This is a genomic window from Variovorax sp. GrIS 2.14, from assembly GCF_046115955.1.
In the GTDB taxonomy this organism is placed as follows: domain Bacteria; phylum Pseudomonadota; class Gammaproteobacteria; order Burkholderiales; family Burkholderiaceae_C; genus Variovorax.
Map to the genome: position 1 here is coordinate 325923 of NZ_JBJXIA010000003.1, position 24046 is coordinate 349968.

Consider the following 24046-nt stretch of genomic DNA (forward strand, 5'->3'; position numbering starts at 1 on the left):
GACACGATCCATAAAAAAGACAGGACAGCACGATGGGAAAGATCACTGGCTTCATGGAGCATGAGCGCATCGAAGAGGGCTACAAGCCCATCGACGAGCGCGTCAAGCACTACAAGGAATTCGTCGTCGCCCTCACGCCCGACGAGGCCAAGGTGCAAGGCGCTCGCTGCATGGACTGCGGTACGCCGTTCTGCAATAGCGGCTGCCCGGTCAACAACGTCATTCCGGACTTCAACGATCTGGTGTACCGCAACGACTGGAAAAACGCCTTTGCGGTGCTCGACTCGACCAACAACTTCCCCGAGTTCACTGGCCGCATTTGCCCCGCGCCGTGCGAGGCCGCCTGCGTGTTGAATGTGAACGACGACCCGATCGGCATCAAATCCATCGAGCACGCCATCATCGATCGCGCATGGGACGAAGGCTGGGTCAAGCCGCGTGTGGCCAAGCACAGGACCGGCAAGAAGGTTGCCGTGGTTGGTGCCGGCCCGGCCGGACTGGCTGCGGCGCAGCAGTTGGCACGTGTTGGCCATGACGTCACGCTCTTCGAGAAGAACGACCGCATCGGCGGCCTGCTGCGCTACGGCATTCCGGACTTCAAGATGGAGAAGACGCACATTGATCGCCGCGTCGAACAGATGAAGGCCGAGGGCGTGACCTTTCGCACCAGCGTCGTCATTGGCGCTGCGAAGGAGCCGATGGGCAAGGGCTCGAAGGTTGTCAACCTGGCCAAGGAAACCGTCACGCCCGAGCAGCTCGACAAGGAGTTCGACGCGGTGCTGTTGACCGGTGGATCAGAGCAGTCGCGCGATTTGCCGGTGCCCGGCCGCGACCTGGACGGCATTTATTTCGCGATGGAATTCCTGCCGCAACAAAACCGGGTCAATGCGGGTGACAAGGTCAAAGGTCAGCTGCGGGCCGATGGCAAGCACGTCATCGTGATCGGCGGCGGCGATACCGGCTCAGATTGCGTCGGCACCAGCAATCGCCATGGCGCGGTGAGCGTGACGCAATTCGAAGTCATGCCACAGCCGCCGGAGGAAGAAAACCGGCCGATGACGTGGCCTTATTGGCCGATCAAGCTGCGCACCAGCTCCAGCCACCAGGAAGGGTGCGAGCGCGAGTTCGCTATCTCGACCAAGGAATTCATCGGCGAAAAAGGAAAGATCACCGGTCTCAAGACCGTCCGCGTGGAATGGAAGGACGGCAAGATGGTCGAAGTCGCGGGCAGCGAACAGATTCTGAAAGCCGACCTTGTATTGCTGGCGATGGGCTTCGTCAATCCGGTGGCCAATGTGCTCGACGCCTTCGGTATCGAAAAAGACGGACGCGGCAATGCCAAGGCCACGGTGGATTTCACCGGCGGTTACGCCACCAACGTGCCCAAGGTGTTCGCTGCAGGCGACATGCGACGCGGGCAGTCGCTCGTGGTGTGGGCGATTCGCGAGGGTCGCCAGGCGGCAAGATCGGTCGATGAGTTCTTGATGGGGTTCAGCGACTTGCCACGTTGAAGTCATCGCCGCATCTGTAGCTGCAGTACAACGGTTGCCCCCTTATCATGGGGGAAACCCCACGCCGGGATGCCTTACGAGGCGCCCGGCTTTTCTTATTCAATGGACCCTTTGCCGCCTCCTCTCGTCGCGTTCCGTGAAGTCATGTTCGGCTATGGCACGCGTACGATTCTCGATGGCGTCTCCTTCGAGGTGCCACGCGGCAAGGTCACGGCGTTGATGGGTGCGTCGGGCGGTGGCAAGACCACCGTGTTGCGCTTAATCGGCGGTCAGTTGCGAGCGCAACGGGGCCAGGTGCTGCTCGATGGCCAGGATGTGGGCCCGATGAAGGCCGATGCCTTGTACGCGGCGCGCCGACGCATGGGCATGCTGTTTCAGTTCGGCGCGCTCTTCACCGACATGAGCGTGTTCGACAATGTCGCCTTTTCGATCCGCGAGCACACCCGCCTCAGCGAGCCGTTGATCCGCGACATCGTGCTCATGAAGCTCGACGCGGTCGGCCTTAGAGGCGCGAGGAATCTCATGCCGAGCGAGGTGTCAGGCGGGATGGCCCGTCGCGTAGCGTTGGCGCGCGCCATCGCGCTCGATCCCGAACTGGTGATGTACGACGAGCCGTTCGCCGGGCTGGATCCCATTTCCCTCGGCACTGCGGCCCGGCTCATTCGACAACTCAACGATACGCTGGGGCTCACCAGCATTGTGGTGTCGCACGACCTCGATGAGACGTTCCGCATCGCCGACCACGTGATCGTGCTGGCCAACGGCAAGATCGCCGCGCAGGGCAGTCCGAGCGACGTTCGCCAGAGCACCGATCCGCTGGTGCACCAGTTCGTCAACGCGCTGCCCGAGGGTCCGGTGCATTTTCACTATCCCGGTGTCAGTGTCGAAGAAGACTTCGGCCAGGTGAAGGGCGAACCGCTATGAGTTGGTGGAAACCTTCCGACATCGGTTTTGCGGTGCGCAGCAAGCTGGCGAACTTGGGCTACGGTGCGCGGCTCTTCTTGCGCCTGCTGTTCCAGGGCGCGCGCAGCCTTCGTCGCTTCGGCCTCGTGCGCGACCAGATCCACTTTCTCGGTAACTATTCGCTGGCCATCATCGGCGTGTCCGGCTTGTTCGTCGGCTTCGTCTTGGGGCTACAGGGCTACTACACGCTGCAGCGCTACGGCTCCTCCGAGGCGCTCGGATTGCTGGTCGCCTTGTCGCTGGTACGCGAGCTCGGTCCGGTGATCGCCGCACTGCTTTTCGCGGGCCGCGCCGGCACGTCGCTCACGGCTGAAATCGGTCTCATGAAGGCGGGCGAACAACTGAGCGCGATGGAAATGATGGCGGTCGATCCGGTGCAGCGCATCCTGGCGCCGCGCTTCTGGGCGGGCGTGATCACCATGCCGTTGCTCGCGGCGGTATTCAGTGCAGTTGGTGTCGGCGGCGGCTATGTGGTGGGCGTGCTGATGCTCGGCGTCGACCCGGGTGCTTTCTGGGGCCAGATGCAGGGCGGCATCGATGTCTGGCGTGACGTCGGTAACGGCGTGCTCAAGAGCATCGTCTTCGGCTTCACGGTCACCTTCATCGCGCTGCTGCAAGGCTTCGAGGCGCAGCCCACGCCTGAAGGCGTCTCGCGCGCCACCACCCGCACCGTGGTGGTGGCTTCGCTGGCCGTCCTCGGGCTCGATTTTCTGCTGACGGCAATGATGTTCAGCATCTAGTAGGACTACATCAATGCAACGCTCTAACAAAGATATATGGGTCGGGCTCTTCGTGCTGATCGGCGCAGCGGCGCTGCTCTTTCTTGCACTGCAATCGGCTAACTTGCTGAGCCTTAACTTTCAAAAGACATACAGCGTCACGGCCCGCTTCGACAACATCGGTGGCCTCAAACCACAAACGGCGGTCAAGAGTGCCGGGGTAGTGGTCGGGCGCGTCGAATCGATCACGTTCGACGACAAGAACTTTCAGGCAAGCGTGACGCTTGGGTTGCAGACCCGCTACAGTTTCCCAAAAGACAGTTCCCTCAAGATTTTGACGAGCGGTCTGCTGGGTGAGCAATACATCGGGATTCAGGCCGGCGCAGACGAGAAAAATCTCCAGGCAGGCGACACGATTACCGACACGCAGTCGGCCGTCGTGCTCGAGAACCTGATCAGCCAGTTTTTGTTCAGCAAGGCGGCAGATGGAAATACATCGCCAGCAGCTCCAGCGACCCAAGCGACTCCAAATAAAAAATGAAAACTACGATTCAACCGCGAGACGCCACGATAAATATGGCGCGCTTCGCCCAGTGGGCGATTGCTGCCGTCGTGCTTGCGTCGACGTTCGGTTGTGCGACTGTCAGCGGCCAGGCGCCGAATCCGATCGACCCACTCGAGCCGTTCAACCGAAGCGTTTTCCGTTTTAACGAAGGCGTCGACCGCGCTGTGCTCCGCCCTGTTGCGACGGTCTACCGCGACACACTTCCGCTGATGGTGCGCACCGGTGTCAGCAACTTCTTCGGCAATCTCGGAGACGTCTGGAGCCTGGCAAATAACGTGATGCAGCTCAAGCTGCAAAACAGCGCCGAGACTTTCATGCGTCTTAACGTCAACACCATCTTTGGTCTGGGTGGCTTGCTCGACATCGCCTCGGAAGCCGGCATCGAGCGTCATCGCGAAGATTTCGGGCAGACACTTGGGCGCTGGGGTGTTCCGACGGGGCCCTATGTGGTTTTGCCGTTGCTTGGCCCGTCGACGGTCCGCGATACCGCCGCGTTGCCTGTCGATCACTATGGTGATGTGCTGTCGGTCGTGCATGACATTGGCGCACGAAACTCGCTCTACGCCTTGAGAGTCGTCGACGAGCGCGCCACTTTCTTGCGAGCCGGTCAGATGCTTGACGAAATAGCGCTCGACAAGTATTCGTTTACGCGGGACGCGTTCATGCAGCATCGTCGCAGTGAAGTCTCGGGTGGCGGCGCCTCGGGCGGTGACGGCGAGTAGGCCGAAAAATGGCCACTGGCAATTCCTTTGTGCTTTGCATCCGTTTACAAGCAATGGCGATTGCCCTGGGGAACCCTGTAGTCGGCGCCTCGCTCCAAACCGTTTCGACAGCTACACAGTTATTTTGCAGAGACTGAATCAAATGAAATCCACGACCATATTGCAGCGCAGAACTCTTGGGCAATTCGTGCTGGCCAGCGCGCTGCTGCTGGGCGGCGCCTTGGTTGCCGTATCGTCCGCTCGGGCCGCGGATGAGTCGCCCGATGCGCTTGTCAAGCGCATTACCGCCGACGTCCTCGACACGATCAAAGCGGACACGTCGATCAAGGCCGGCGACACACGCAAGATCATGGCGCTGGTCGACAGCAAGATCATGCCGAATCTCGACTTCCAGCGCATGACCTCGTCGGCGGTCGGACCGGCTTGGCGCCAAGCCACCCCTGAGCAGCAAAAGCGGCTGCAGGATGAGTTCAAGTTGCTGTTGGTCCGTACGTACGCTGGCGCGTTGGACCAGGTGAGCGATCAAACCGTGACGGTTCGCCCGTACCGTGGGTCGCCGGACGACAAGGAAGCACTGGTGCGTACCGAAGTGCGTGGCCGTGGCGATCCGGTTCAACTGGACTACCGCCTGGTGCGCACGCCGGGCGATGGCAGCGGCTGGAAGGTCTACAACCTGAATGTTTTGGGCGTCTGGCTGGTGGATACGTACCGCACCCAGTTCGCCGAGCAGATCAACAGCAAGGGCATCGACGGTTTGATCGCGGCGCTGGCGGCACGCAACAAGACCGACGCCAAGAGCTGATATCGCCACCGCTTCAAACACATGATGCTTGTCCTGCCCTCCAAGCTCACGCATGAAGAGGCGCCTGCGTGCATGCGCATGCTGCAGCAGGGCATGGCAGGCCAGTCGGAGCCCGGTACGGCGACAGTCATCGATGCCAGTGCGCTGTCGCATTTCGATTCTTCGGCGATCGCGGTGCTGCTCGAATGCCGTCGTGAAGCCAGCGCGCTCGGGCGCGGTTTTGCCGTCAAGGGGCTCTCGTCCCGCTTGCGTGAACTGGCCTCGCTCTACGGCGTTGCCGGCCTGTTGCCTGCCGCTCCCTGAAGTGGTGCCTGTGGTCGAATAAGCGCTGTGCTGCCCCTACGGCGCCCCAGAATCGCGCCGACCCGTAAAATCATGGGTTCCCCATGCCAGCGATCTCCTTTCAATCGGTCTCCAAGACCTACCCTCCCTCCCGTCAACAGCGCGCTCAAGGCAAACCCGGCTTGCGCGCGGTCGACGATGTCAATTTCCAGATCGAAGAGGGCGAATTCTTCGGCCTCCTGGGCCCGAACGGTGCGGGCAAGACGACGCTGATCAGCATGCTCGCCGGGCTTTCGCGCCCGACGACAGGCAGCATCAGCGTCCGCGGCTTCGACGTGCAACGCGACTTTGCCGATGCGCGACGCCAGCTCGGCGTGGTGCCGCAAGAACTCGTCTTCGACCCGTTCTTCAATGTGCGAGAGTCGTTGCGCATTCAGTCGGGCTACTTCGGCATCAAGAACAACGACGTCTGGATCGACGAGCTGTTGCAGAGTCTTGGTCTGGCCGACAAGGCGACCGCAAACATGCGCCAGCTCTCAGGCGGTATGAAGCGTCGCGTGCTGGTGGCTCAGGCGCTGGTGCACAAGCCTTCAGTGATCGTGCTGGACGAGCCTACCGCCGGTGTCGATGTCGAGCTGCGCCAGACGCTCTGGCAGTTCATCGCCAAGCTCAACAAGCAGGGCAGCACGGTGCTGCTCACCACGCACTACCTCGAAGAAGCCGAAGCGCTATGCAATCGCATCGCGATGCTGAAACAGGGCCGTGTGATTGCGCTCGATCGCACCAGCGCACTTCTCAGTTCGGCGGCCAGCAACGTGCTGCGTTTCAAGACGGATGCGTCGCTGCCTTGGGCCATCGCCCAACACGCCCGCATCACGGGGCGCATCGTGCAGTTGCCTGCGCAAAACGCGCACGAAGTGGAACAACTGCTGACCGCGATTCGCGAAGCCGGCGTGGCGGTGGAAGACGTCGAGATGCGCAAGGCCGATCTTGAAGACGTGTTCATCGACCTGATGGCGGGCGAGCAGGCGCCGTTGGAGGTGGCGCGATGATCGCCGTCACCGGTTGGCACGCGTTGCTATACAAGGAGGTGCTGCGTTTCTGGAAGGTTGGATTCCAGACGGTCGGGGCGCCTGTTCTCACCGCGGTGCTTTACCTCATGGTGTTCGGCCACGTGCTTGAAAACCACGTCAAGGTTTATGGCTCCGTCAGCTACACCGCGTTCCTGATTCCTGGTCTGGTGATGATGAGCGTGCTGCAAAACGCGTTCGCCAACAGTTCCTCGTCGATCATCCAGAGCAAGATCATGGGCAGCATGGTGTTCGTGTTGCTGACGCCGCTGTCGCACTGGGGCTGGTTTTTTGCTTATGTCGGTTCGTCGATCATCCGCGGCTTGGCAGTGGGGCTCGGCGTTTTCATCGTGACCATCTTCTTCGCCATGCCGCAGTTCGCAGCGCCAGTGTGGATCCTCGTGTTCGCATTTTTGGGCTCGGCGATGCTCGGAACACTCGGTTTGATCGCTGGCCTGTGGGCCGAAAAGTTCGATCAAATGGCGGTGTTCCAGAACTTCCTCATTATGCCGATGACCTTTTTGTCGGGAGTGTTCTATTCAATCGGATCGCTGCCGCCGTTCTGGCAAGCCGTCAGTCACCTCAATCCATTTTTCTACATGATCGACGGCTTTCGCTACGGCTTTTTCGGCGTGAGCGATGCGTCGCCCTGGCTCAGCTTCGGCATTGTCGGAGTCGCTTGGCTCGTCGTGAGCGCGATCGCCGTCAACCTGCTGCGCATTGGTTACAAGATTCGGGGCTGAACAAGATGACATCCGAAGAACTTCAATCGATCATTCAATCCGGTCTCCCTTGCGAGCACATTGCTCTCGAGGGCGACGGCAGGCACTGGTACGCGACCATCGTGTCGACTGAATTCGAAGGCAAGCGCGCCATCCAGCGACATCAGCGCGTTTACGCCACCCTCGGTGCGAAAATGCACACCGACGAAGTGCACGCACTGTCGATGAAGACTTTCACACCGACCGAATGGGCGGCGTCGCAAACATAGCGGCTGGCTTTTGACGGCCATCCAATGGCCCTGATTTTTTCGCTGGATTCTCGATGGACAAACTTCTTATTCGCGGTGGGCGCACGCTCCAGGGCGAAGTGCTTATTTCCGGCGCCAAGAATGCCGCGCTGCCCGAACTGTGCGCGGCGCTGTTGACCGACCAGCCCGTGACGCTGCGCAACGTGCCGCGCTTGCAAGATGTGTCGACGATGCTCAAGCTGGTCCGCAATATGGGCGTCGCGGCCGAGCGCGACGACAACGGCATGGTGCGGCTCGACGCGAGCGATCTGACCAATCCGGAAGCGCCGTACGAACTGGTCAAAACCATGCGCGCCTCGGTGCTGGCGCTCGGCCCGCTGCTGGCGCGCTTCGGTCACGCCAAGGTGTCGCTGCCGGGCGGCTGCGCCATCGGATCGCGTCCAGTCGACCAGCACATCAAGGGCCTGCAGGCGATGGGCGCCGAGATCGTCGTCGAGCACGGTTACATGATCGCGCGGCTGCCGGAGGGCCGTACGCGGCTGCGTGGCGCCAGCATCCTGACCGACATGGTGACGGTGACCGGCACCGAAAATTTCTTGATGGCTGCAGCCCTGGCCGAGGGCGAAACGCTGCTCGAAAATGCGGCGCAAGAACCCGAGATCGTCGACCTTGCTGAAATGCTCATCAAGATGGGCGCGAAGATCGAAGGCCACGGCACCAGCCACATCCGTGTCCAGGGCGTCGCCAAACTGCATGGCTGCGAACACGCGGTGGTGGCCGACCGCATCGAGGCCGGCACGTTCCTCTGTGCGGTGGCGGCTACCGGCGGCAATGTGCTGCTGCGCCATGCACGCGCCGAGCACATGGACGCGGTGATCGACAAGCTGCGCGAGGCCGGCTGCAAGGTGACTTCGGAAGCGGGCGGCGTGCGCATCAGCTCCCAGGGGCCGGCGCACGCGCACCTTACGGCGCAGAGCTTCAGCACCACCGAGTACCCGGGCTTTCCGACCGACATGCAGGCGCAGTTCATGGCACTCAACGTGATCGCCAAAGGCGCCTCGATGGTCACGGAAACCATCTTCGAAAACCGCTTCATGCATGTGAACGAGATGGTTCGTCTCGGCGCGACCATTCACGTCGAAGGCAAGGTTGCGATGGTCGAGGGTGTAAAGCAACTTTCGGGTGCCACGGTGATGGCGACCGATCTGCGAGCCTCGGCCAGTTTGGTCATCGCCGGTCTGGTTGCCGACGGCGAGACACTCATCGACCGCATTTACCACCTCGACCGCGGCTACGACCGCATGGAAACCAAGCTGCGTGGCCTGGGTGCAGATATCGAGCGTCTGGCAGGAGCGTCTGCTTGATCACGCTGGCCTTATCGAAAGGGCGCATTTTCGACGAGACGCTGCCCATGCTGGCCGCGGCCGGGATCGAGGTCACCGAAGACCCCGAAAAATCACGCAAGCTGATCCTCGCGACCAACCAGCCCGATGTGCGCGTGGTGCTTGTCCGGCCGTCCGATGTGCCTACTTATGTGCAATGGGGCGGTGCCGATATCGGGGTCACCGGGCTCGACACCATGATCGAGCACGGCAACGCCGGCTTGTATCTGCCGCTCGACCTGAAGATCGCCGCCTGCCGCATGAGCGTGGCGGCACGCGCCGACTTCGACTACGCCCATGCAGTGCGACAAGGCGCGCGCCTGAAGATCGCCACCAAGTTCGTCGGCATCGCGCGCGACTTCTTCGCCGTCAAGGGCGTGCACGTCGACCTCATCAAGCTCTACGGCAGTATGGAACTGGCGCCGCTCACCGGGCTGGCCGACGCGATCGTCGACATCGTCTCGACCGGCAACACGCTGCGGGCCAACAACCTGGTCGAGGTCGAGCACATCATGGAAATCAGCGCCCGACTGGTGGTGAACCAAGCGGCGCTCAAGCTCAAGCGCGAGCCCATCCGCCGCATCATCGATGCGTTCGCGTCGGCGATTGCGACGACACCTTGATCCTCGCGCCGTGACCCTTTCCGCCATCCTCCCTGCGATCCTTTGACGTCATGAAATTGACCGCATTTCCCGCGCGACTCTCCACCGCATCGGCCAATTTCGAGGCCGAGTTCAAAGCGCGACTTCATTGGTCCGCCGAGGCGGATGCCGCCATCGAAAAAGTGGCGGCCGACATCCTCGCCGACGTACAACAGCGCGGCGATGCGGCGGTGCTCGCGTACACGCGCCGCTTCGACGGGCTCGATGCCGCATCGATGCAGCAAATCGAGCTCACGCAGGCGGAAATGAAAGCCGCTTTCGAGGAGTTGCCCGCCGTGCAGCGCGAGGCGCTCCAGTCCGCGGCTGCACGAGTGCGCAGCTTCCATGAGGCGCAGAAAAAGGCATCGGGCGAGAGCTGGCGTTATCGCGACGCCGACGGTACGCTGCTCGGCCAAAAGGTCACGCCGCTCGACCGCGTCGGCATCTATGTGCCGGGCGGCAAGGCAGCCTATCCGTCGAGCGTGCTGATGAACGCCATTCCCGCCCACGTCGCCGGAGTTGGCGAAATCATCATGGTCGTGCCGACGCCGCGCGGTGAAAAGAACCCGCTTGTGCTGGCTGCGGCTTATGTCGCCGGCGTTACGCGCGGCTTCACGATCGGCGGCGCTCAGGCCATTGGCGCGCTGGCTTACGGCACGCAAACCATTCCGGCCGTCGACAAGATCACTGGTCCGGGCAACGCCTACGTGGCGGCCGCCAAGCGCCGCGTGTTCGGCACCGTCGGCATCGACATGATCGCCGGCCCAAGCGAAATCCTGGTGTTGGCCGACGGCACCACGCCACCCGACTGGGTTGCTATGGACCTCTTCAGCCAGGCCGAGCACGACGAGTTGGCGCAGAGCGTGTTGTTGAGCCCCGATGCGGCGTACATCGATCGCGTGCAGCAGGAGATCGATCGGTTGCTGCCCGACATGCCGCGCGCCGGCATCATCGCTGCGTCGTTGAACGGCCGCGGTGCGCTCATCCACACGCGCAGCATGGAAGAAGCCTGCGAAATCAGCAACCGCATCGCGCCCGAGCATCTGGAGGTGTCGAGCAGCGAGCCGCATCGGTGGGAGCCGCTGCTGCGCCACGCCGGGGCTATTTTTCTGGGCGCTTTCACCAGTGAAACGCTCGGCGACTACTGCGCTGGGCCGAACCATGTCTTGCCGACGTCCGGCACGGCGCGCTTTTCAAGTCCGCTCGGCGTCTACGATTTTCAGAAACGCAGTAGTCTGATCGAGGTGAGCGAGCAGGGCGCGCAAACGCTCGGCCCGATAGCCGTCACGCTGGCCGAAGGCGAGGGGCTGTTCGCCCATGCCCGTGCAGCGGCGATGCGACTGCGCAACTCCCGGGGTTCCTGATTTCAGTCCTTCAGTCCTTCAGTCCCGCAACCAATTCGCGATGTCCGGTATGTTTTCTATGCTGAGGCGCTTGGCCACCTTTCATCGAATTTCAACGTTGACCAATTTGGGCGCGATGTTCGTATTTGCGGTGCTGTGCACGACTGCCGCCAATGCGATGACGATCCGCCAGTTCAAGCTGCTCGAAGCAAACGAGAAAAACGGCAAGGTCTACGCCGGCTACTACCTGGTCGGCGTGATGGAGGGTTTGCGCGAGGCCAGCGAGGCGTCGCAGCGCGAAGGCCGGAAGCCACCGTTCTGCGTCGAGAATCGCAAGCTCGATCCTGAGATGGCGCGCTCGCTCTACCAGACAGAATTGAAGCGCAACGCCGAAAGTTATGAAGCCGATATGCCCGTTCAACTGGTGCTGTCGGCAGCGCTCCGCAACAGTTACCGCTGCACGCACTGACCGATCCCCGCGACGCACAATCTTGTGACCTCGCAACCTTTCGATCTCCTGATTGCCCATGACTCCTGCATCGTCCGCCGACGTTTCGAACCCCGCGCTGCAACGCTTTCGCGCCGACGTGAAATCAATGCATGCCTACGCGGTGCAAGACGCGAACGGCATGGTCAAGCTCGACGCGATGGAAAACCCGTTCGGCCTGCCTCCTGCGCTGCAGGCCGAACTGGGCGCGCGGCTTGGCGCGCTGGCCATCAACCGTTATCCCGGCGATCGAGGTGTGGACCTGCAGCGTGCGCTGGCTGCGCACGCCCGCATGCCCGAGGGTTTCGCGCTGATGCTCGGCAATGGGTCGGACGAGCTGATTTCGCTTTTGGCGCTGGCGTGCGACCTGCCCGGTGCGACGGTGCTGGCGCCGGTGCCCGGCTTTGTGATGTACGCGATGAGCGCGCACTTGCAGGGGCTTCGGTTCGTCGGTGTACCGCTCACCGCTAACTTCGAACTCGATGAAGCGGCGATGCTGGAAGCGATCGCGCTTGAGAAGCCCGCCATCGTCTACCTCGCTTATCCGAACAATCCCACCGCTAACTTGTGGGACGACGGCGTTATCGAGAAGATCGTCGATGTGCAAGGCGCGCAGGGCGGCTTGGTCGTGATGGACGAGGCCTACCAGCCCTTCGCTGGCAAAAGCTATATCGGCAGGATCGCTAAGCATAGGCATGTGCTCTTGATGCGCACGCTGAGCAAGTTCGGGTTGGCCGGCGTGAGGCTCGGTTACCTGATGGGCCCGGCAGCGCTCATCGCCGAGGTCGACAAGGTGCGCCCGCCCTACAACATCAGCGTGCTGAATTGCGAGTGCGCGCTGTTCGCACTTGAGCATGCCGCGGTGTTCGAGGCACAGGCCGAAACCATCCGCGCCGAGCGCGCCAAGTTGCTCGCCGCGTTGACAGCGTTGCCCGGCGTGACCGTTTGGCCGAGCGACGCCAACATGATCCTGGTGCGCATCGAGGGGGATGGGCAGGCCGGCGGCGACCGCGCCGGAAAAACCTTCGATCGCATGAAGGCGCACGGCGTGCTCGTGAAGAACGTTTCTAAAATGCACCCACTGCTCGCGAACTGCCTGCGCCTCACAGTCGGAACCGCCGACGAGAACGCTCAGATGCTCGCGGCGATCCGAAAATCCTTATGAATACCCCCACGGCACCCGATCAGGTTCTCGCGGCCGCGGCCGGCGTTTCTTCCGGCGTGCCCGGCGCGCGTACGGCCTCCGTTACCCGCAACACGGCGGAAACAAAGATCACCGTCAGCGTCAATCTCGATGGCTCCGGCAGGGCGAAACTGTCAACCGGCATCGGTTTCTTCGACCACATGCTCGACCAGATCGCGCGCCACGGCCTGATCGATCTCGACATCCATTGCGAGGGCGACCTGCACATCGACGGCCACCATACGGTCGAAGACGTGGGTATCACGCTGGGCCAGGCGGTCGCCAAGGCGATCGGCGACAAGAAGGGCATTCGCCGCTACGGCCACGCCTACGTGCCGCTGGACGAAGCCTTGAGCCGTGTCGTGATCGATTTTTCGGGCCGTCCCGGGCTGGTCATGGACGTGCCGTTCACCAGCGGGATGATCGGCACTTTCGACAGCCAGCTTACCTACGAATTTTTTCAGGGCTTCGTGAACCACGCGTTCGTCACGCTGCACATCGACAACCTGAAAGGCGTCAATGCGCACCACCAGTGCGAGACGGTCTTCAAGGCGTTTGCGCGGGCCGTGAGAGCCGCGCTCGAAGTCGATCCGAGATCGATCGGCGTCATTCCGTCGACCAAAGGCTCCCTCTGAAAGATTCGAACGGCATGGCCAACACGGTTGCGGTGGTCGACTACGGCATGGGCAACCTGCGCTCGGTGTCGCAAGCCGTGCAGCACGCCGCCGACCAGGTCGGCGTACAGGTCTTTGTGACCTCCGACCCCGACGTCGTGCGCAAGGCTACGCGCGTGGTGCTGCCGGGCCAGGGTGCCATGCCCGACTGCATGCGCGAGCTGCGTGATTCGGGCCTGCAGGCGTCGGTGCTGGAGGCCGCAGCCAGCAAGCCACTGTTCGGCGTGTGCGTCGGCATGCAGATGCTGCTCTCGCACAGCCACGAAGGGCCGACCGATGGCCTCGGGCTCATTCCGGGTGACGTGGTCAAGTTCGACCTTGCGGGCAGGATGCAGCCCGACGGCAGCCGCTACAAGGTGCCGCAGATGGGGTGGAACCAGGTCCGCCAGGCGCAGCCGCACCCGATCTGGGCGGGTGTGCCCGACGGGAGCTACTTCTATTTCGTGCACAGCTTCTACGCGAAGCCGACCAATGCGAAGCACAGCGTCGGCGAGGCGGACTACGGCGCGCCCTTCACGGCCGCCATCGCACGCGATAATATTTTTGCTACCCAGTTTCATCCCGAAAAGAGCGCCGACCACGGTTTGCAGCTCTACCGCAATTTTCTTCACTGGAACCCTTGAGCCCCGTTTCCGGGCCGCCATGCCATGTTGCTGATTCCCGCCATCGATCTCAAGGACGGCCACTGCGTTCGCCTCAAGCAGGGCGACATGGGCCAATCGACCATCTTCAGCGAAGACCCGGCCGCCATGGCGCGCAAGTGGGTCGAGGCCGGCGCGCGGCGCCTGCATCTTGTCGACCTGAACGGCGCTTTTGCCGGCAAGCCGCAGAATCACGCCGCGATCAAGGCGATCCTGCGCGAAGTCGGCGACGAGATTCCGGTGCAGCTGGGCGGCGGGATTCGTGATCTCGACACCATCGAGCGCTACATCGACGACGGCCTCCGCTACGTGATCATCGGCACCGCCGCCGTCAAGAACCCGGGCTTTTTGAAAGATGCCTGCGTGGCGTTTGGCGGCCACATCATCGTCGGCCTCGACGCGAAGGATGGCAAGGTCGCGACCGATGGCTGGAGCAAGCTCACCGGCCACGAAGTCGCCGATCTGGGCAAGAAGTTCGAAGACTACGGCGTCGAATCGATCATCTACACCGACATCGGCCGCGACGGCATGTTGTCGGGCATCAATATCGAGGCGACGGTGCGGTTGGCGCAGGCGCTGACGATCCCGATCATCGCCTCCGGCGGCTTGTCGAACATGCACGACATCGACAAGCTGTGCGCGGTCGAAAGCGATGGTGTCGAGGGCGTGATCTGCGGTCGGGCGATCTATTCCGGCGATCTCGACTTCGCACTGGCGCAGGAACGCGCCGACGAACTCGGCGCGGCCTGACAGCCTGAGCCGGCGGCGACCCGGCCTGCCCCGTGCGAGACGCCGACAGCGAGGGTCGATCAGCCTCTCGATCAGCCTCGGAAATACGTCCGACACGATGAAGGTGGACGGACCGACGCCGCACGCTCCATAGAATCGAGCGCATGCCGACTCAATCTCTACTTTTTCGCGGACAGCCAGCGCTGGCAGTGGCGCTGCCCGGCGGCGATCGCGCGGTGGTGGCGTTGCACGGCGCGCACCTGTTGTCGTGGACCACGGCCGATGGCATCGAGCGGATTTACCTGAGCCCGGCCGCGCAGTTCGACGGGAAGAGCGCGATCCGCGGCGGTGTGCCGGTGTGCTGGCCGCAGTTCAACGAGCGTGGCCCTCTGCCCAAGCATGGTTTTGCGCGGAACGTGCTCTGGGAGGCCGTGACCGAAGCTCCGGAAACCAAGGCGGGCGAGCTGACGCTGGTGCTGCGCGACAACGACGCCACCCGGGCGCTCTGGCCCCACACCTTTGATTTGCGCCTTGGTATTTCGCTGACACCCGGCAGCTTGCGCACCACTCTCGTGGCCATCAATACCGACAGTGCACCGTGGAGCTTCGCCGCCGCGCTGCACAGCTATCTGCACGTCGACGACATCGCCGATGTTCGGTTGGAAGGCCTGCAGAACGCGAAGCGCTGGGACTCGGTACGCAATGAACGGCACGTCGAGATGACTGAATCGCTGCACTTCGACGCCGAGTTCGACAGCGTTTACGGTGCACCGGTGGCGCCGCTGAAACTGGTCCAGCCTTCCGGCACACTGCAGATCGCCCAAAGCGCGAGTTGCACCGAAACCGTGGTCTGGAACCCAGGCGCCGCGCTCAGCGCCAAGATGACCGACATGCCGGATGACGGCTACAGGCACATGCTTTGCGTGGAAGCCGCGCGCATCGACGAGAACGTGCTGCTGGCACCCGGCGCGCAGTGGCAGTGCTGGCAACAATTCACCGTGCTCTGAATCTCTGTTTTTTCGATTTTCTGCTGACTCTTTACGACCGACCCATGCTCGCCAAACGGATCATTCCTTGCCTCGACGTCACCGGTGGCCGTGTCGTCAAGGGCGTCAACTTTCTCGAACTGCGCGATGCCGGCGACCCAGTGGAAATCGCAGCGCGCTACAACGCACAAGGCGCCGACGAACTCACGTTTCTCGACATCACCGCCACCAGCGACGGTCGCGATTTGATCCTGCCGATCATCGAAGCGGTGGCGTCGCAGGTATTCATTCCCCTGACCGTCGGCGGCGGCGTGCGCACCGTCGAAGACGTGCGCCGGTTGCTCAATGCCGGTGCCGACAAGACCAGCTTCAACTCGGCCGCCATCGCCAACCCGCAGGTCATCGACGACGCCTCACACAAGTACGGCGCGCAATGCATCGTGGTTGCGATCGATGCCAAGCGCCGCAGTGCCGAGGAGGCCGAGCGCATCGGGCCGAACGGTCTGCGCGTCGGCCCCGGATGGGATGTGTACAGCCATGGCGGGCGGCAGAACACGGGATTGGATGCTGTGCAATGGGCCATCGAAATGGCACGCCGCGGCGCCGGCGAAATCCTGTTGACCAGCATGGACCGCGACGGCACCAAGAGCGGCTTTGACCTGGAACTCACGCGTGCCGTGAGCGATGCGATCGGCATCCCGGTGATCGCTTCCGGCGGCGTCGGCACACTGGCCGATCTGGCGGACGGCGTGCAGACCGGCGGTGCCGATGCGGTGCTGGCGGCGAGCATCTTTCATTACGGTGAGTTCACGGTCGGCGAGGCCAAGACCCTGATGGCCTCCCGTGGCATCCCGATGCGGATTTAGCGATCCGGGACAATGCACCAATGAATTGGCTCGATGAAGTGAAGTGGGACGCGAACGGCCTGGTGCCGGTCATCGCGCAGGAGCGCGGCAGCAACGACGTGTTGATGTTCGCCTGGATGAACCGCGAGGCGCTCGAAAAGACCGCCGAGCTCGGCCGCGCGGTGTATTACAGCCGGTCGCGCGAAAAGTTGTGGTTCAAGGGCGAGGAGTCGGGCCATGAACAAAAGGTCCACGAGATCCGGATGGACTGCGACAACGACGTCGTGTTGCTCAAGGTCACGCAACTCGGCCATGAACCCGGCATCGCCTGCCACACAGGGCGCCACAGCTGCTTCTTCAGCAAGTACGAAGGCGGGCAATGGACGGCGGTCGAGCCTGTCCTCAAAGACCCTGAAACGATCTATAAATCATGAGCACGAGCCGAATCGACGACGCACTCGATCGCCTTGCTGCGGTGATCGAAAGCCGGTTGCCCGCCCGCGGCGGCGATCCGGACACGAGCTACGTGGCCCGGTTGTTGCATCGTGGCCCGGATGCCTTTCTGAAAAAGATCGGCGAAGAAGCCACTGAAGTCGTGATGGCCGCCAAAGATGCGGACCACGGCGGCGACGCCAAAAAAATAGTGAACGAAGTGGCCGACCTGTGGTTCCACAGTATGGTAGCGCTGGCACATTACGGGCTGTCGCCGCGTGACGTGGTGGCCGAACTGGAGCGCCGCGAAGGCACCAGCGGCATTGAAGAAAAGTCCTTGCGCAAGGCGCAAGACCGCGAAGCATCAAACGACTGAAAGGACGTCATGGCCAACGACATCGTGACCGTTCAACCCGACAACTCGCTCAAGACCTGGGGCTGGGTCAGCTACGTGCTGCATTTGGTGGTCGCCATCGGCGCCGTGTTGCCCGGCGCCCAGGTGTCGGTCGTGCTGCTGCTGGTGGCGCTGGTGATCGACGTGGTCAAACGCGATGATGCGGCCGGCACTTGGCAGGCGTCGCACTTCAGCTGGCGCATTCGCTCAGTCTTGTGGGCTGGGGTGCTGTACCTGCTGACCTCGTGGCTCTGGCTGCTGCTGTTGGTGCCGGGATGGATTGCCTGGGGCTTAATCTCCCTGTGGTTTCTCTACCGCATCGTCAAGGGAATGATCCGCATGAACGACGGCCGCCCGATGGACACCAGCAATGTCGTCTGACCCGAACTGCGTTTTCTGCAAGATCATCGAAGGCAAGATTCCTTCGCGCAAGGTCTACGAAGACGACGACCTGTTCGTCTTCCACGACATCGCGCCTTGGGCGCCGGTCCATTTCATGATGGTGCCCAAAGACCATATTCCGTCGATGGCGCAACTGACACCCGCACACGCCGCGCTGATGGGAAAAATTATGACGCTGGCGCCCAGCCTAGCGACGGAGCAGGGCTGCCGCGCTTACCCGGAAGGCGGCTTTCGCGTCGTAGTCAATACCGGCGCCGAAGGTGGGCAAGAAGTGCACCATCTCCATGTTCACGTCATGGGCGGCCCTCGTCCGTGGCTGCGCGGCTGAGATCGCCGCAAGACTAAAATTCATACATTCTTCAGGAGTCTTCCATGGGTTCTTTTTCTATCTGGCATTGGCTGATCGTGCTGCTGATCGTGGTGATGGTGTTCGGCACAAAGAAGTTGCGCAATATGGGCAGCGACCTTGGCGGTGCCGTCAAGGGTTTCAAAGACGGCGTCAAAGACGGGTCGAGCACCGACACGGCGGTACCGCCCGCCGGTCACGTAACGTCGAACCCGGCCGCCGACAAGTCGACGATCGACGTCGAAGCGCGCCAGAAGTCCTGAGCCGCCGCACCCAGTGTTCGACCTCGGTCTAGAAAAGATGGCGCTGATCGGCGTGGTCGCGCTGGTCGTCATCGGTCCCGAAAAGCTGCCCCGCGTGGCGCGCACCGTCGGCATGCTGCTGGGCAAGGCGCAGCGCTATGTCAACGACGTCAAGTCCGAGGTAAATCGGTCGATGGAGCTCGATGAGTTGCGCAAGATGAAGAGCACTGTCGAAGACGCGGCGCGCGACGTTCAGAGCAGCATCCAGTCGAGCGCGAGCGATCTCGAAAAGCAGCTCTCCGGCAGCAGCGCCGAAACGTTGTCGGCGCTGGCCGAGCCGGAGCCGGTCGTTCCGGAATACAGGCACCCCCGCAAAAACTGGCGCCTGAAGCAGGGCGCCACCCCGCAGTGGTACAAGTCGCGCAACGGTGTGCGCACCAAGGCGCTTTCGGGTGCGGCGCGCGTTGCGCGCTTCCGCCCCCACAAGATCAACTAGCGCACCACCCAAGCGACCCTCGCGCGCCGCACGGCGCTCGACAGCGCTCATTTGCTCCCCATGGCTGATTCCGATACCCATAACAAAGAAGACGAACTGGCCGGCACCGAGCAGCCTTTCGTCGCGCATCTCGTCGAGCTGCGCGACCGATTGCTGTATTGCGCCTACGGCCTTGCCGTCGCCGCGGCGCTGCTCGCTATTTGGCCCGGCCCGAGTGGTCTGATCGACATGATCGCGGTGCCGATTCGCGCGCACATGCCAAGTGGGGGCAAACTGATCGCCATTGGCGTGTTCTCGCCGTTTTTCGTGCCGCTCAAAGTGTTGGGCATGACCTCGGTGTTGCTGGCGCTGCCTTGGCTGATGTACCAGATCTGGATGTTCGTGGCGCCTGGCCTGTACAGCCACGAAAAACGCTTTGCCTTGCCGCTGATTTTCTTCGGCAGCTTGCTGGCGTACACCGGCATCGGCTTCGTGCAATTCTTCGTGCTCGACAAGATGTTTGGCTTTATCCAGCGCTTCACGCCGGTGTCGGTCAATGCGACGCCCGACATCTCGTCATACGTCGAAGCCATCCTGTCGCTGTACATCGCGTTCGGCGTTGCGTTTCAGGTGCCGATCGTGGTGATGTTGCTGGTGCGCTTCGAGATGGTCACCGTCGAAAAGCTTCGCTCTTTTCGTGGCTACTTCATCGTGGTCGCGTTCGTCGTCGCCGCCGTGTTGACACCGCCCGACGTGGTGTCGCAACTGGCACTCGCCATCCCTATGTGCCTGCTGTACGAGATCGGCATTCTCGGCGCGAAATACTTCGTAAAGCACAGCAAGAAGCCCGACGACATCGCGGCATCGACCGAAGTCGATGCCAAGCTTTGAGCTGAAATTCGTCTGAGCCGAAGGGCGCTTGAGCCGAACTTCGCCGAGCGGCGGTCGGAGCTTATTCGTTGTCTTGCGCAGGTGCCTTGCGAATCGGCGTCTTGGGTCGCAGGCCGGGCGTCACGTCGAGTTCCATCTTGTCGCCGCCGCGGCGCAAGGCGAAGCGCGAGGCGTTGCCCGGCTTGAGTCCGGCGACCGCGGTCAACAGCTCCTGCACGTTGTCGATCTTCTTGTCGCCCACACCGGTGATGACGTCACCCGGACGAATCCCCGCTTTGGCAGCCGGCCCGGCCTGCAGTACGCCGGTGATGATGACGCCGGTGTCGGCCTTCACGCCGAAGGTTTCGGCCAGCTCGGGCGACAGGTTGTTCGGCTCCACGCCGATCCAGCCGCGCCGCACCTGGCCTTCTTTGACGATGCCTTCAAGCACGATCTTCGCCATCGACACGGGGATCGCGAAGCCGATGCCCATGCTGCCGCCCGAGCGCGAATAGATCGCGGTATTGATGCCTTCGAGGTTGCCGTTCACGTCGATCAGCGCACCACCGGAATTGCCCGGGTTGATGGCGGCGTCGGTCTGAATAAAGTTCTCGAAGTTGTTGATGCCCAACTGGTTGCGGCCGAGTGCGGAGACGATGCCGCTGGTCACGGTCTGGCCGACGCCGAACGGGTTGCCGATGGCCAGCACCTGATCGCCCACTTCCAGCCCGTCCGAATTGCCAAGGGTAATGACCGGCAGCTTGTCGAGTTCGATCTTGAGCACGGCCAGGTCGGTATCGGGGTCGGTGCCGATGACTTTGCCATGCGCATGCCGGCTGTCGTTGAGCGTGACTTCGATCTCGTCGGCGCCCTCGACCACATGGTTGTTGGTCAGGATGTAGCCATCGGCGCTGACGATCACGCCGCTGCCCAGTCCGACTTGTGGCTGGTCGCCCCCCTGGTCGCCGAAGAAAAACTTGAACCACGGGTCGTTGCTGCGCGGATTGCGCTGTGCGGCCTTGCTGGTGTTGATGCTGACCACGGCGGGAGATGCCTTCTTGGCAGCAGCGCTCAAGCTGCCCGGCGCGATGTTGTTCAGTGCGCCTGCGGGCGCTTCGACGACCGACACCACTCCACCGAGCAACGTGGCACGTCGGTTGACCCATTCGGGCTTGAGCGTCGACACGACGAAAAAAGCTGCCAGCAGCACGGTGACGGCTTGGGCGAACAGCAGCCAGATACGTTTCATGGGAAGTGGAAAGGGGGAGAAAAAGAAAACGCATTGTCCCTCAGCGCCTGGCCTTCGGCCGCGGCCACAATGGCGTGATGAGCACGACCCGCCACGAACTCCTGCATGCGTTCGACCTGCTGCTGGCCCCCGCACGATTCAAGGACTACGGGCCAAATGGCCTGCAAGTCGAAGGCCGTACGGTGGTGCGCAAGATCGTATCCGGTGTCACTGCCAGCCGTGCGTTGATCGAAGCCGCCATTCATGCCGAAGCCGACGCGATTTTTGTCCACCACGGCTTGTTCTGGCGCGGGCAGGACGGGCGTGTCACCGGCTGGATGAAGCAGCGGCTCGGGCTGCTGCTTGGCGATGACGTAAATCTGTTCGCGTATCACCTGCCGCTCGACGCGCATCCCGACCTCGGCAACAACGCGCAGCTCGGGCTCAAGTTGGGCTTGGTCGCGCAACCTGGCTCCGGTGGTCGGTTCGGGGAGCAAGAGCTCGGGTTTCTCGGCGGACGTACCGATGGCGCATCGTTCCCCAGCGCCGCTTTGCTCGCGATTCATATTGAAAAAATACTCGGACGCCCGGTCACGCTGGTTGACGGCGCGCATCGTCCGATCAAGACTATTGCGTGGTGCACCGGTGGCGCGCAAGGCCACTTCGAGGCAGCGATCGCGGCGGGTGCCGACGCCTTCATCACCGGAGAAATTTCAGAGCCGCAAGCGCATTACGCGCGCGAAATGGGTGTGGCGTATCTCGCCTGCGGCCATCACGCGACGGAACGCTACGGTGCGCCTGCTGTGGCCGGGCATATCGCTGCGCAGCTCGGCTTGGCCCACGAGTTCATCGACATCGACAACCCGGCATGAAGACGACGAAGCCCATTGCAATTACGTTGGGCGACCCGGCAGGTATCGGCCCCGAGATCATCGTCAAGGCTTTTCGGGATGCGCCGGATGCCACGCGAGGTTGCTTCGTTGCGGGTGATGTTGCGACGGTGCGCGCTGCATGTGCGGCGCTGGCGTCACCGGGGCAACTGGCTTGGCCGGTGGCATTGCTCGACAGCGCAAGCGAGGCGGTCGATGTTCCGCCTCGTTGCGTTCCGGTGCTGCAAGTGGTCGAGCCGCCGCCCGTTATCGCCGTGGGCATCGTGAGTGCATTGGCAGGAAAAGTGGCGGGCGACTGCGTGGTGTGGGCGGCGCGTGCTGCACTTCACGGTGACATCGCTGCGATCGTGACTGCGCCGCTTCACAAGGAGTCCCTGGCTGCGGCCGGTTTTCCATATCCCGGTCACACCGAGTTGCTGCAGGCCGAGTCGGCGGCGTATCTCGGGCGCCCTGTCTCCAAGGTGCCGGTGCGCATGATGCTGGCAACCGACGAGCTGCGAACTGTGCTCGTCAGCATCCACATGTCGCTTCGAAACGCTATCGATGCCGTGACGTTCGAAGGCGTGTTGCAGACGTTGCGCATCACGCATTCAGCTTTGGGAGCGGCGCTCGGGCACGCGCCGCGAATCGGTGTGGCTGGCCTCAATCCCCACGCAGGCGAGGGTGGGTTGTTCGGCTCGGAAGAGCAGCACATCATCGCGCCGGCGATAGCCGCGGCGCGTGCCGAAGGAATTGACGCGCACGGACCGTATGCGCCGGACACCGTGTTCATGCGCGCGCGCGGCAAGCCAGGCCGCAAAGGCGAGTTCGATGTGGTCGTCGCGATGTACCACGACCAGGGGCTGATTCCCGTCAAGTACCTTGGTGTCGATAAAGGCGTCAACGTGACGCTGGGCTTGCCGCTGGTCCGCACCAGCCCCGATCACGGCACGGCGTTCGACATTGCCGGCACCGGACGCGCAGATGCATCGAGCCTGATCGAGGCGCTGCGCATGGCCCGCACGTTGGCTGGCGTCGGCAGAGATAAAGCTGCAGTTACGAGCGTTTGAGGCTGTCGCGGATTTCGCGCAACAGCACGATGTCTTCGGGCGTCGGCGCAGGGGGTGGCGCCACGTCGTCGTGCCTGCGCAGTTTGTTGATCTGCTTAACCATAAGGAAAATGATGAAGGCAAGAATCGCGAAGTTCACCGCCACGGTGATGAAGCTGCCGTAGGCGAGCACGGGTACGCCAGCCTTCTTCAGGTCGGCCAGCGTGTTGGCTACGCCGGGTGGCGCTGTGCCCATCACGACGAAATAGTTCGAAAAATCGAGCTTGCCGAAAACGAGCCCGACGATCGGCATGATGATGTCGCCGACCAGTGAGTCGACGATCTTGCCGAACGCTGCCCCGATGATCACGCCCACTGCCAGGTCAACGACGTTGCCTTTGACTGCGAACTCGCGAAATTCCTTGATAAAACTCATGCCGGTTCCTCGTGCGCTAGGGCTGATTCAGGCGTCGAGTATAGGAGGCTGAAACGGCGTTGCGGGGTGGGCCGACGCCCCGCCGCACGTTGAATTCGCCTGTATCGCTCCGCTACAATCGCGGGTTGAGCCAAGCCCCAGCGAAGAAGATTGAGGACCCCCATGAGTGACATCACTGTCGGCCAACCCAGGATCGACACCAGCAGACGTACGTGGTTGATCGCATCCAGTTGTGCAGGCGCAGTGGGCGGCGTCGCCGTCGCAGTGCCCTTCATCAGCACTTTCGAGCCTTCGGAAAAGGCCAAGGCAGCGGGTGCACCGGTCGAAGTAGACATCAGCGCTCTGAAGGTCGGCGAGAAGATGACCGTCGAATGGCGCGGCAAGCCGGTCTGGATCCTGAAGCGCACACCAGCGCAACTGGCCGAGTTATCAAAGCTTGATCCGCAATTGGCGGATCCGCTTTCGAAGCGTCACCCCGACGAGTTCACTCCCAAATACGCGCAAAACGAGCACCGTTCGATCAAGCCTGAATTGCTCGTCGTCGTCGGCATCTGCACGCACCTCGGCTGCTCGCCGAGCGATCGCTTTCAGGCAGGTCCACAGCCGTCGTTGCCCGCCGATTGGGAAGGCGGTTTCTTGTGTCCTTGCCACGGCTCGACCTTCGACCTGGCCGGCCGCGTATTCAAGAACAAGCCCGCACCCGACAACCTTCCGGTGCCTCCGCACATGTACATGACCGACACGCGTTTGCTCATCGGCGAAGACAAAAACGCCAAGGCTTGAGAGAC

32 protein-coding genes are annotated in these 24046 nt (G+C 62.3%); 30 read left to right on the forward strand and 2 right to left on the reverse strand.

Annotated elements, in window-relative coordinates; genetic code table 11:
• Positions 1-32: 32 nt before the first annotated feature.
• The 27 genes from RCH10_RS07510 (at position 33) to tatC (ending at position 19697) form a co-directional block, all read left to right on the forward strand.
• Positions 33-1511, forward strand: a complete 1479-nt coding sequence (locus RCH10_RS07510) for a glutamate synthase subunit beta (protein ID WP_409051902.1) — start codon at positions 33-35, stop codon at positions 1509-1511.
• Positions 1512-1580: 69 nt separating this feature from the next.
• On the forward strand, positions 1581-2435 hold the full coding sequence (locus tag RCH10_RS07515; protein WP_409051903.1) for an ABC transporter ATP-binding protein: 855 nt from the start codon (positions 1581-1583) through the stop codon (positions 2433-2435).
• Positions 2432-3214: a lipid asymmetry maintenance ABC transporter permease subunit MlaE gene (mlaE, locus tag RCH10_RS07520; RefSeq protein ID WP_409051904.1), complete on the forward strand. Its 783-nt coding sequence runs from the start codon at positions 2432-2434 to the stop codon at positions 3212-3214. Before RCH10_RS07515 ends, mlaE begins: the two co-directional genes overlap by 4 nt.
• A 13-nt stretch (positions 3215-3227) precedes the next feature.
• Positions 3228-3734 carry an outer membrane lipid asymmetry maintenance protein MlaD gene (gene mlaD / locus RCH10_RS07525; protein WP_323494684.1) on the forward strand — a complete coding sequence of 169 codons (507 nt, stop codon included), beginning with the start codon at positions 3228-3230 and terminating at the stop codon, positions 3732-3734.
• Positions 3731-4480 carry a VacJ family lipoprotein gene (locus RCH10_RS07530; protein WP_409051905.1) on the forward strand — a complete coding sequence of 250 codons (750 nt, stop codon included), beginning with the start codon at positions 3731-3733 and terminating at the stop codon, positions 4478-4480. Before mlaD ends, RCH10_RS07530 begins: the two co-directional genes overlap by 4 nt.
• Before the next feature lie 142 nt (positions 4481-4622).
• Positions 4623-5282 (forward strand): phospholipid-binding protein MlaC, encoded by a 660-nt coding sequence (locus RCH10_RS07535; protein WP_409051906.1) that lies wholly within the window; start codon positions 4623-4625, stop codon positions 5280-5282.
• Positions 5283-5306: 24 nt separating this feature from the next.
• On the forward strand, positions 5307-5585 hold the full coding sequence (locus RCH10_RS07540; protein ID WP_409051993.1) for a lipid asymmetry maintenance protein MlaB: 279 nt from the start codon (positions 5307-5309) through the stop codon (positions 5583-5585).
• A gap of 83 nt (positions 5586-5668) precedes the next feature.
• The gene (locus RCH10_RS07545) at positions 5669-6616 is read left to right on the forward strand and encodes an ABC transporter ATP-binding protein (RefSeq protein WP_409051907.1); all 948 of its coding nucleotides are present in this window, start codon (positions 5669-5671) and stop codon (positions 6614-6616) included.
• Complete coding sequence (locus tag RCH10_RS07550; protein ID WP_323494680.1) at positions 6613-7377, forward strand: ABC transporter permease; 765 nt, start codon at positions 6613-6615, stop codon at positions 7375-7377. Before RCH10_RS07545 ends, RCH10_RS07550 begins: the two co-directional genes overlap by 4 nt.
• 5 nt (positions 7378-7382) lie before the next feature.
• Positions 7383-7625: a BolA family protein gene (locus tag RCH10_RS07555; RefSeq protein ID WP_409051908.1), complete on the forward strand. Its 243-nt coding sequence runs from the start codon at positions 7383-7385 to the stop codon at positions 7623-7625.
• A 53-nt stretch (positions 7626-7678) separates the two neighbouring features.
• The gene (murA, locus tag RCH10_RS07560) at positions 7679-8968 is read left to right on the forward strand and encodes a UDP-N-acetylglucosamine 1-carboxyvinyltransferase (protein WP_323494678.1); all 1290 of its coding nucleotides are present in this window, start codon (positions 7679-7681) and stop codon (positions 8966-8968) included.
• Positions 8965-9609, forward strand: coding sequence for an ATP phosphoribosyltransferase (hisG, locus tag RCH10_RS07565; protein WP_323494677.1), 645 nt, complete (start codon positions 8965-8967; stop codon positions 9607-9609). The genes murA and hisG overlap by 4 nt, the downstream gene beginning before the upstream one ends.
• Before the next feature lie 50 nt (positions 9610-9659).
• Positions 9660-10991: a histidinol dehydrogenase gene (gene hisD / locus RCH10_RS07570; protein WP_409051909.1), complete on the forward strand. Its 1332-nt coding sequence runs from the start codon at positions 9660-9662 to the stop codon at positions 10989-10991.
• Positions 10992-11088: 97 nt separating this feature from the next.
• Positions 11089-11439, forward strand: coding sequence for a hypothetical protein (locus RCH10_RS07575; RefSeq protein ID WP_409051910.1), 351 nt, complete (start codon positions 11089-11091; stop codon positions 11437-11439).
• A gap of 58 nt (positions 11440-11497) precedes the next feature.
• Positions 11498-12622: a histidinol-phosphate transaminase gene (hisC, locus tag RCH10_RS07580; protein WP_409051911.1), complete on the forward strand. Its 1125-nt coding sequence runs from the start codon at positions 11498-11500 to the stop codon at positions 12620-12622.
• Entirely contained in the window at positions 12619-13275 is a 657-nt protein-coding gene (hisB, locus tag RCH10_RS07585; RefSeq protein WP_261802568.1) for an imidazoleglycerol-phosphate dehydratase HisB, read from the forward strand. Before hisC ends, hisB begins: the two co-directional genes overlap by 4 nt.
• Positions 13276-13289: 14 nt before the next feature.
• The gene (gene hisH, locus RCH10_RS07590) at positions 13290-13937 is read left to right on the forward strand and encodes an imidazole glycerol phosphate synthase subunit HisH (RefSeq protein WP_323494672.1); all 648 of its coding nucleotides are present in this window, start codon (positions 13290-13292) and stop codon (positions 13935-13937) included.
• A gap of 24 nt (positions 13938-13961) precedes the next feature.
• The gene (hisA, locus tag RCH10_RS07595; RefSeq protein WP_409051912.1) at positions 13962-14705 is read left to right on the forward strand and encodes a 1-(5-phosphoribosyl)-5-[(5-phosphoribosylamino)methylideneamino]imidazole-4-carboxamide isomerase; all 744 of its coding nucleotides are present in this window, start codon (positions 13962-13964) and stop codon (positions 14703-14705) included.
• Between the two features lie 143 nt (positions 14706-14848).
• Positions 14849-15691, forward strand: coding sequence for a D-hexose-6-phosphate mutarotase (locus RCH10_RS07600; protein WP_409051913.1), 843 nt, complete (start codon positions 14849-14851; stop codon positions 15689-15691).
• 44 nt (positions 15692-15735) lie between these two features.
• Positions 15736-16536 (forward strand): imidazole glycerol phosphate synthase subunit HisF, encoded by an 801-nt coding sequence (gene hisF, locus RCH10_RS07605; RefSeq protein ID WP_323494670.1) that lies wholly within the window; start codon positions 15736-15738, stop codon positions 16534-16536.
• Positions 16537-16556: 20 nt separating this feature from the next.
• Complete coding sequence (hisI, locus tag RCH10_RS07610) at positions 16557-16949, forward strand: phosphoribosyl-AMP cyclohydrolase (protein ID WP_187054546.1); 393 nt, start codon at positions 16557-16559, stop codon at positions 16947-16949.
• Positions 16946-17323, forward strand: a complete 378-nt coding sequence (locus RCH10_RS07615) for a phosphoribosyl-ATP diphosphatase (protein WP_323494669.1) — start codon at positions 16946-16948, stop codon at positions 17321-17323. The genes hisI and RCH10_RS07615 overlap by 4 nt, the downstream gene beginning before the upstream one ends.
• Positions 17324-17332: 9 nt before the next feature.
• Positions 17333-17722 (forward strand): hypothetical protein, encoded by a 390-nt coding sequence (locus RCH10_RS07620; RefSeq protein ID WP_187054548.1) that lies wholly within the window; start codon positions 17333-17335, stop codon positions 17720-17722.
• On the forward strand, positions 17712-18071 hold the full coding sequence (locus RCH10_RS07625) for a histidine triad nucleotide-binding protein (protein ID WP_323494668.1): 360 nt from the start codon (positions 17712-17714) through the stop codon (positions 18069-18071). Before RCH10_RS07620 ends, RCH10_RS07625 begins: the two co-directional genes overlap by 11 nt.
• Before the next feature lie 44 nt (positions 18072-18115).
• Positions 18116-18352 (forward strand): Sec-independent protein translocase subunit TatA, encoded by a 237-nt coding sequence (gene tatA, locus RCH10_RS07630; protein WP_323494667.1) that lies wholly within the window; start codon positions 18116-18118, stop codon positions 18350-18352.
• A gap of 13 nt (positions 18353-18365) precedes the next feature.
• Entirely contained in the window at positions 18366-18827 is a 462-nt protein-coding gene (gene tatB, locus RCH10_RS07635; RefSeq protein ID WP_187054551.1) for a Sec-independent protein translocase protein TatB, read from the forward strand.
• A gap of 60 nt (positions 18828-18887) precedes the next feature.
• On the forward strand, positions 18888-19697 hold the full coding sequence (gene tatC / locus RCH10_RS07640) for a twin-arginine translocase subunit TatC (RefSeq protein WP_409051914.1): 810 nt from the start codon (positions 18888-18890) through the stop codon (positions 19695-19697).
• Between the two features lie 61 nt (positions 19698-19758).
• Here the strand turns inward: tatC and RCH10_RS07645 are convergent, their stop codons facing one another.
• Positions 19759-20925, reverse strand: a complete 1167-nt coding sequence (locus tag RCH10_RS07645) for a Do family serine endopeptidase (protein ID WP_187054553.1) — start codon at positions 20923-20925, stop codon at positions 19759-19761.
• Positions 20926-21002: 77 nt separating this feature from the next.
• Here RCH10_RS07645 and RCH10_RS07650 point away from each other — a divergent pair, with 77 nt between their 5' ends.
• A complete protein-coding gene (locus RCH10_RS07650; RefSeq protein WP_409051915.1) occupies positions 21003-21776 on the forward strand; it encodes a Nif3-like dinuclear metal center hexameric protein in 774 nt (257 codons plus the stop codon).
• A complete protein-coding gene (gene pdxA / locus RCH10_RS07655; protein WP_409051916.1) occupies positions 21773-22843 on the forward strand; it encodes a 4-hydroxythreonine-4-phosphate dehydrogenase PdxA in 1071 nt (356 codons plus the stop codon). The genes RCH10_RS07650 and pdxA overlap by 4 nt, the downstream gene beginning before the upstream one ends.
• Here the strand turns inward: pdxA and mscL are convergent.
• Entirely contained in the window at positions 22830-23258 is a 429-nt protein-coding gene (mscL, locus tag RCH10_RS07660) for a large conductance mechanosensitive channel protein MscL (protein ID WP_323494664.1), read from the reverse strand. The two genes, pdxA and mscL, sit on opposite strands and share 14 nt — an antisense overlap.
• Positions 23259-23420: 162 nt before the next feature.
• Here mscL and petA point away from each other — a divergent pair, with 162 nt between their 5' ends.
• The gene (gene petA / locus RCH10_RS07665) at positions 23421-24041 is read left to right on the forward strand and encodes a ubiquinol-cytochrome c reductase iron-sulfur subunit (RefSeq protein WP_187054557.1); all 621 of its coding nucleotides are present in this window, start codon (positions 23421-23423) and stop codon (positions 24039-24041) included.
• The last annotated feature ends 5 nt before the right edge of the window (positions 24042-24046 follow it).

Bases quoted from the DNA above. Each gene is read 5' to 3' on its own strand.
- hisF (WP_323494670.1), top strand. From the start codon at position 15,736: ATGCTCGCCAAACGGATCATTCCTTGCCTCGACGTCACCGGTGGCCGT.
- hisA (WP_409051912.1), top strand. From the start codon at position 13,962: ATGTTGCTGATTCCCGCCATCGATCTCAAGGACGGCCACTGCGTTCGC.
- hisH (WP_323494672.1), top strand. From the start codon at position 13,290: ATGGCCAACACGGTTGCGGTGGTCGACTACGGCATGGGCAACCTGCGC.
- RCH10_RS07615 (WP_323494669.1), top strand. From the start codon at position 16,946: ATGAGCACGAGCCGAATCGACGACGCACTCGATCGCCTTGCTGCGGTG.
- mscL (WP_323494664.1), bottom strand. From the start codon at position 23,258: ATGAGTTTTATCAAGGAATTTCGCGAGTTCGCAGTCAAAGGCAACGTC.
- petA (WP_187054557.1), top strand. From the start codon at position 23,421: ATGAGTGACATCACTGTCGGCCAACCCAGGATCGACACCAGCAGACGT.
- RCH10_RS07625 (WP_323494668.1), top strand. From the start codon at position 17,712: ATGTCGTCTGACCCGAACTGCGTTTTCTGCAAGATCATCGAAGGCAAG.
- RCH10_RS07555 (WP_409051908.1), top strand. From the start codon at position 7,383: ATGACATCCGAAGAACTTCAATCGATCATTCAATCCGGTCTCCCTTGC.
- tatC (WP_409051914.1), top strand. From the start codon at position 18,888: ATGGCTGATTCCGATACCCATAACAAAGAAGACGAACTGGCCGGCACC.
- RCH10_RS07545 (WP_409051907.1), top strand. From the start codon at position 5,669: ATGCCAGCGATCTCCTTTCAATCGGTCTCCAAGACCTACCCTCCCTCC.
- mlaD (WP_323494684.1), top strand. From the start codon at position 3,228: ATGCAACGCTCTAACAAAGATATATGGGTCGGGCTCTTCGTGCTGATC.
- hisB (WP_261802568.1), top strand. From the start codon at position 12,619: ATGAATACCCCCACGGCACCCGATCAGGTTCTCGCGGCCGCGGCCGGC.
- RCH10_RS07550 (WP_323494680.1), top strand. From the start codon at position 6,613: ATGATCGCCGTCACCGGTTGGCACGCGTTGCTATACAAGGAGGTGCTG.
- RCH10_RS07535 (WP_409051906.1), top strand. From the start codon at position 4,623: ATGAAATCCACGACCATATTGCAGCGCAGAACTCTTGGGCAATTCGTG.
- pdxA (WP_409051916.1), top strand. From the start codon at position 21,773: ATGAAGACGACGAAGCCCATTGCAATTACGTTGGGCGACCCGGCAGGT.
- RCH10_RS07650 (WP_409051915.1), top strand. From the start codon at position 21,003: ATGAGCACGACCCGCCACGAACTCCTGCATGCGTTCGACCTGCTGCTG.
- RCH10_RS07510 (WP_409051902.1), top strand. From the start codon at position 33: ATGGGAAAGATCACTGGCTTCATGGAGCATGAGCGCATCGAAGAGGGC.
- RCH10_RS07540 (WP_409051993.1), top strand. From the start codon at position 5,307: ATGCTTGTCCTGCCCTCCAAGCTCACGCATGAAGAGGCGCCTGCGTGC.
- mlaE (WP_409051904.1), top strand. From the start codon at position 2,432: ATGAGTTGGTGGAAACCTTCCGACATCGGTTTTGCGGTGCGCAGCAAG.
- RCH10_RS07645 (WP_187054553.1), bottom strand. From the start codon at position 20,925: ATGAAACGTATCTGGCTGCTGTTCGCCCAAGCCGTCACCGTGCTGCTG.
- murA (WP_323494678.1), top strand. From the start codon at position 7,679: ATGGACAAACTTCTTATTCGCGGTGGGCGCACGCTCCAGGGCGAAGTG.
- RCH10_RS07530 (WP_409051905.1), top strand. From the start codon at position 3,731: ATGAAAACTACGATTCAACCGCGAGACGCCACGATAAATATGGCGCGC.
- tatA (WP_323494667.1), top strand. From the start codon at position 18,116: ATGGGTTCTTTTTCTATCTGGCATTGGCTGATCGTGCTGCTGATCGTG.
- hisI (WP_187054546.1), top strand. From the start codon at position 16,557: ATGAATTGGCTCGATGAAGTGAAGTGGGACGCGAACGGCCTGGTGCCG.
- RCH10_RS07515 (WP_409051903.1), top strand. From the start codon at position 1,581: ATGCCTTACGAGGCGCCCGGCTTTTCTTATTCAATGGACCCTTTGCCG.
- hisD (WP_409051909.1), top strand. From the start codon at position 9,660: ATGAAATTGACCGCATTTCCCGCGCGACTCTCCACCGCATCGGCCAAT.
- hisC (WP_409051911.1), top strand. From the start codon at position 11,498: ATGACTCCTGCATCGTCCGCCGACGTTTCGAACCCCGCGCTGCAACGC.
- RCH10_RS07600 (WP_409051913.1), top strand. From the start codon at position 14,849: ATGCCGACTCAATCTCTACTTTTTCGCGGACAGCCAGCGCTGGCAGTG.
- RCH10_RS07620 (WP_187054548.1), top strand. From the start codon at position 17,333: ATGGCCAACGACATCGTGACCGTTCAACCCGACAACTCGCTCAAGACC.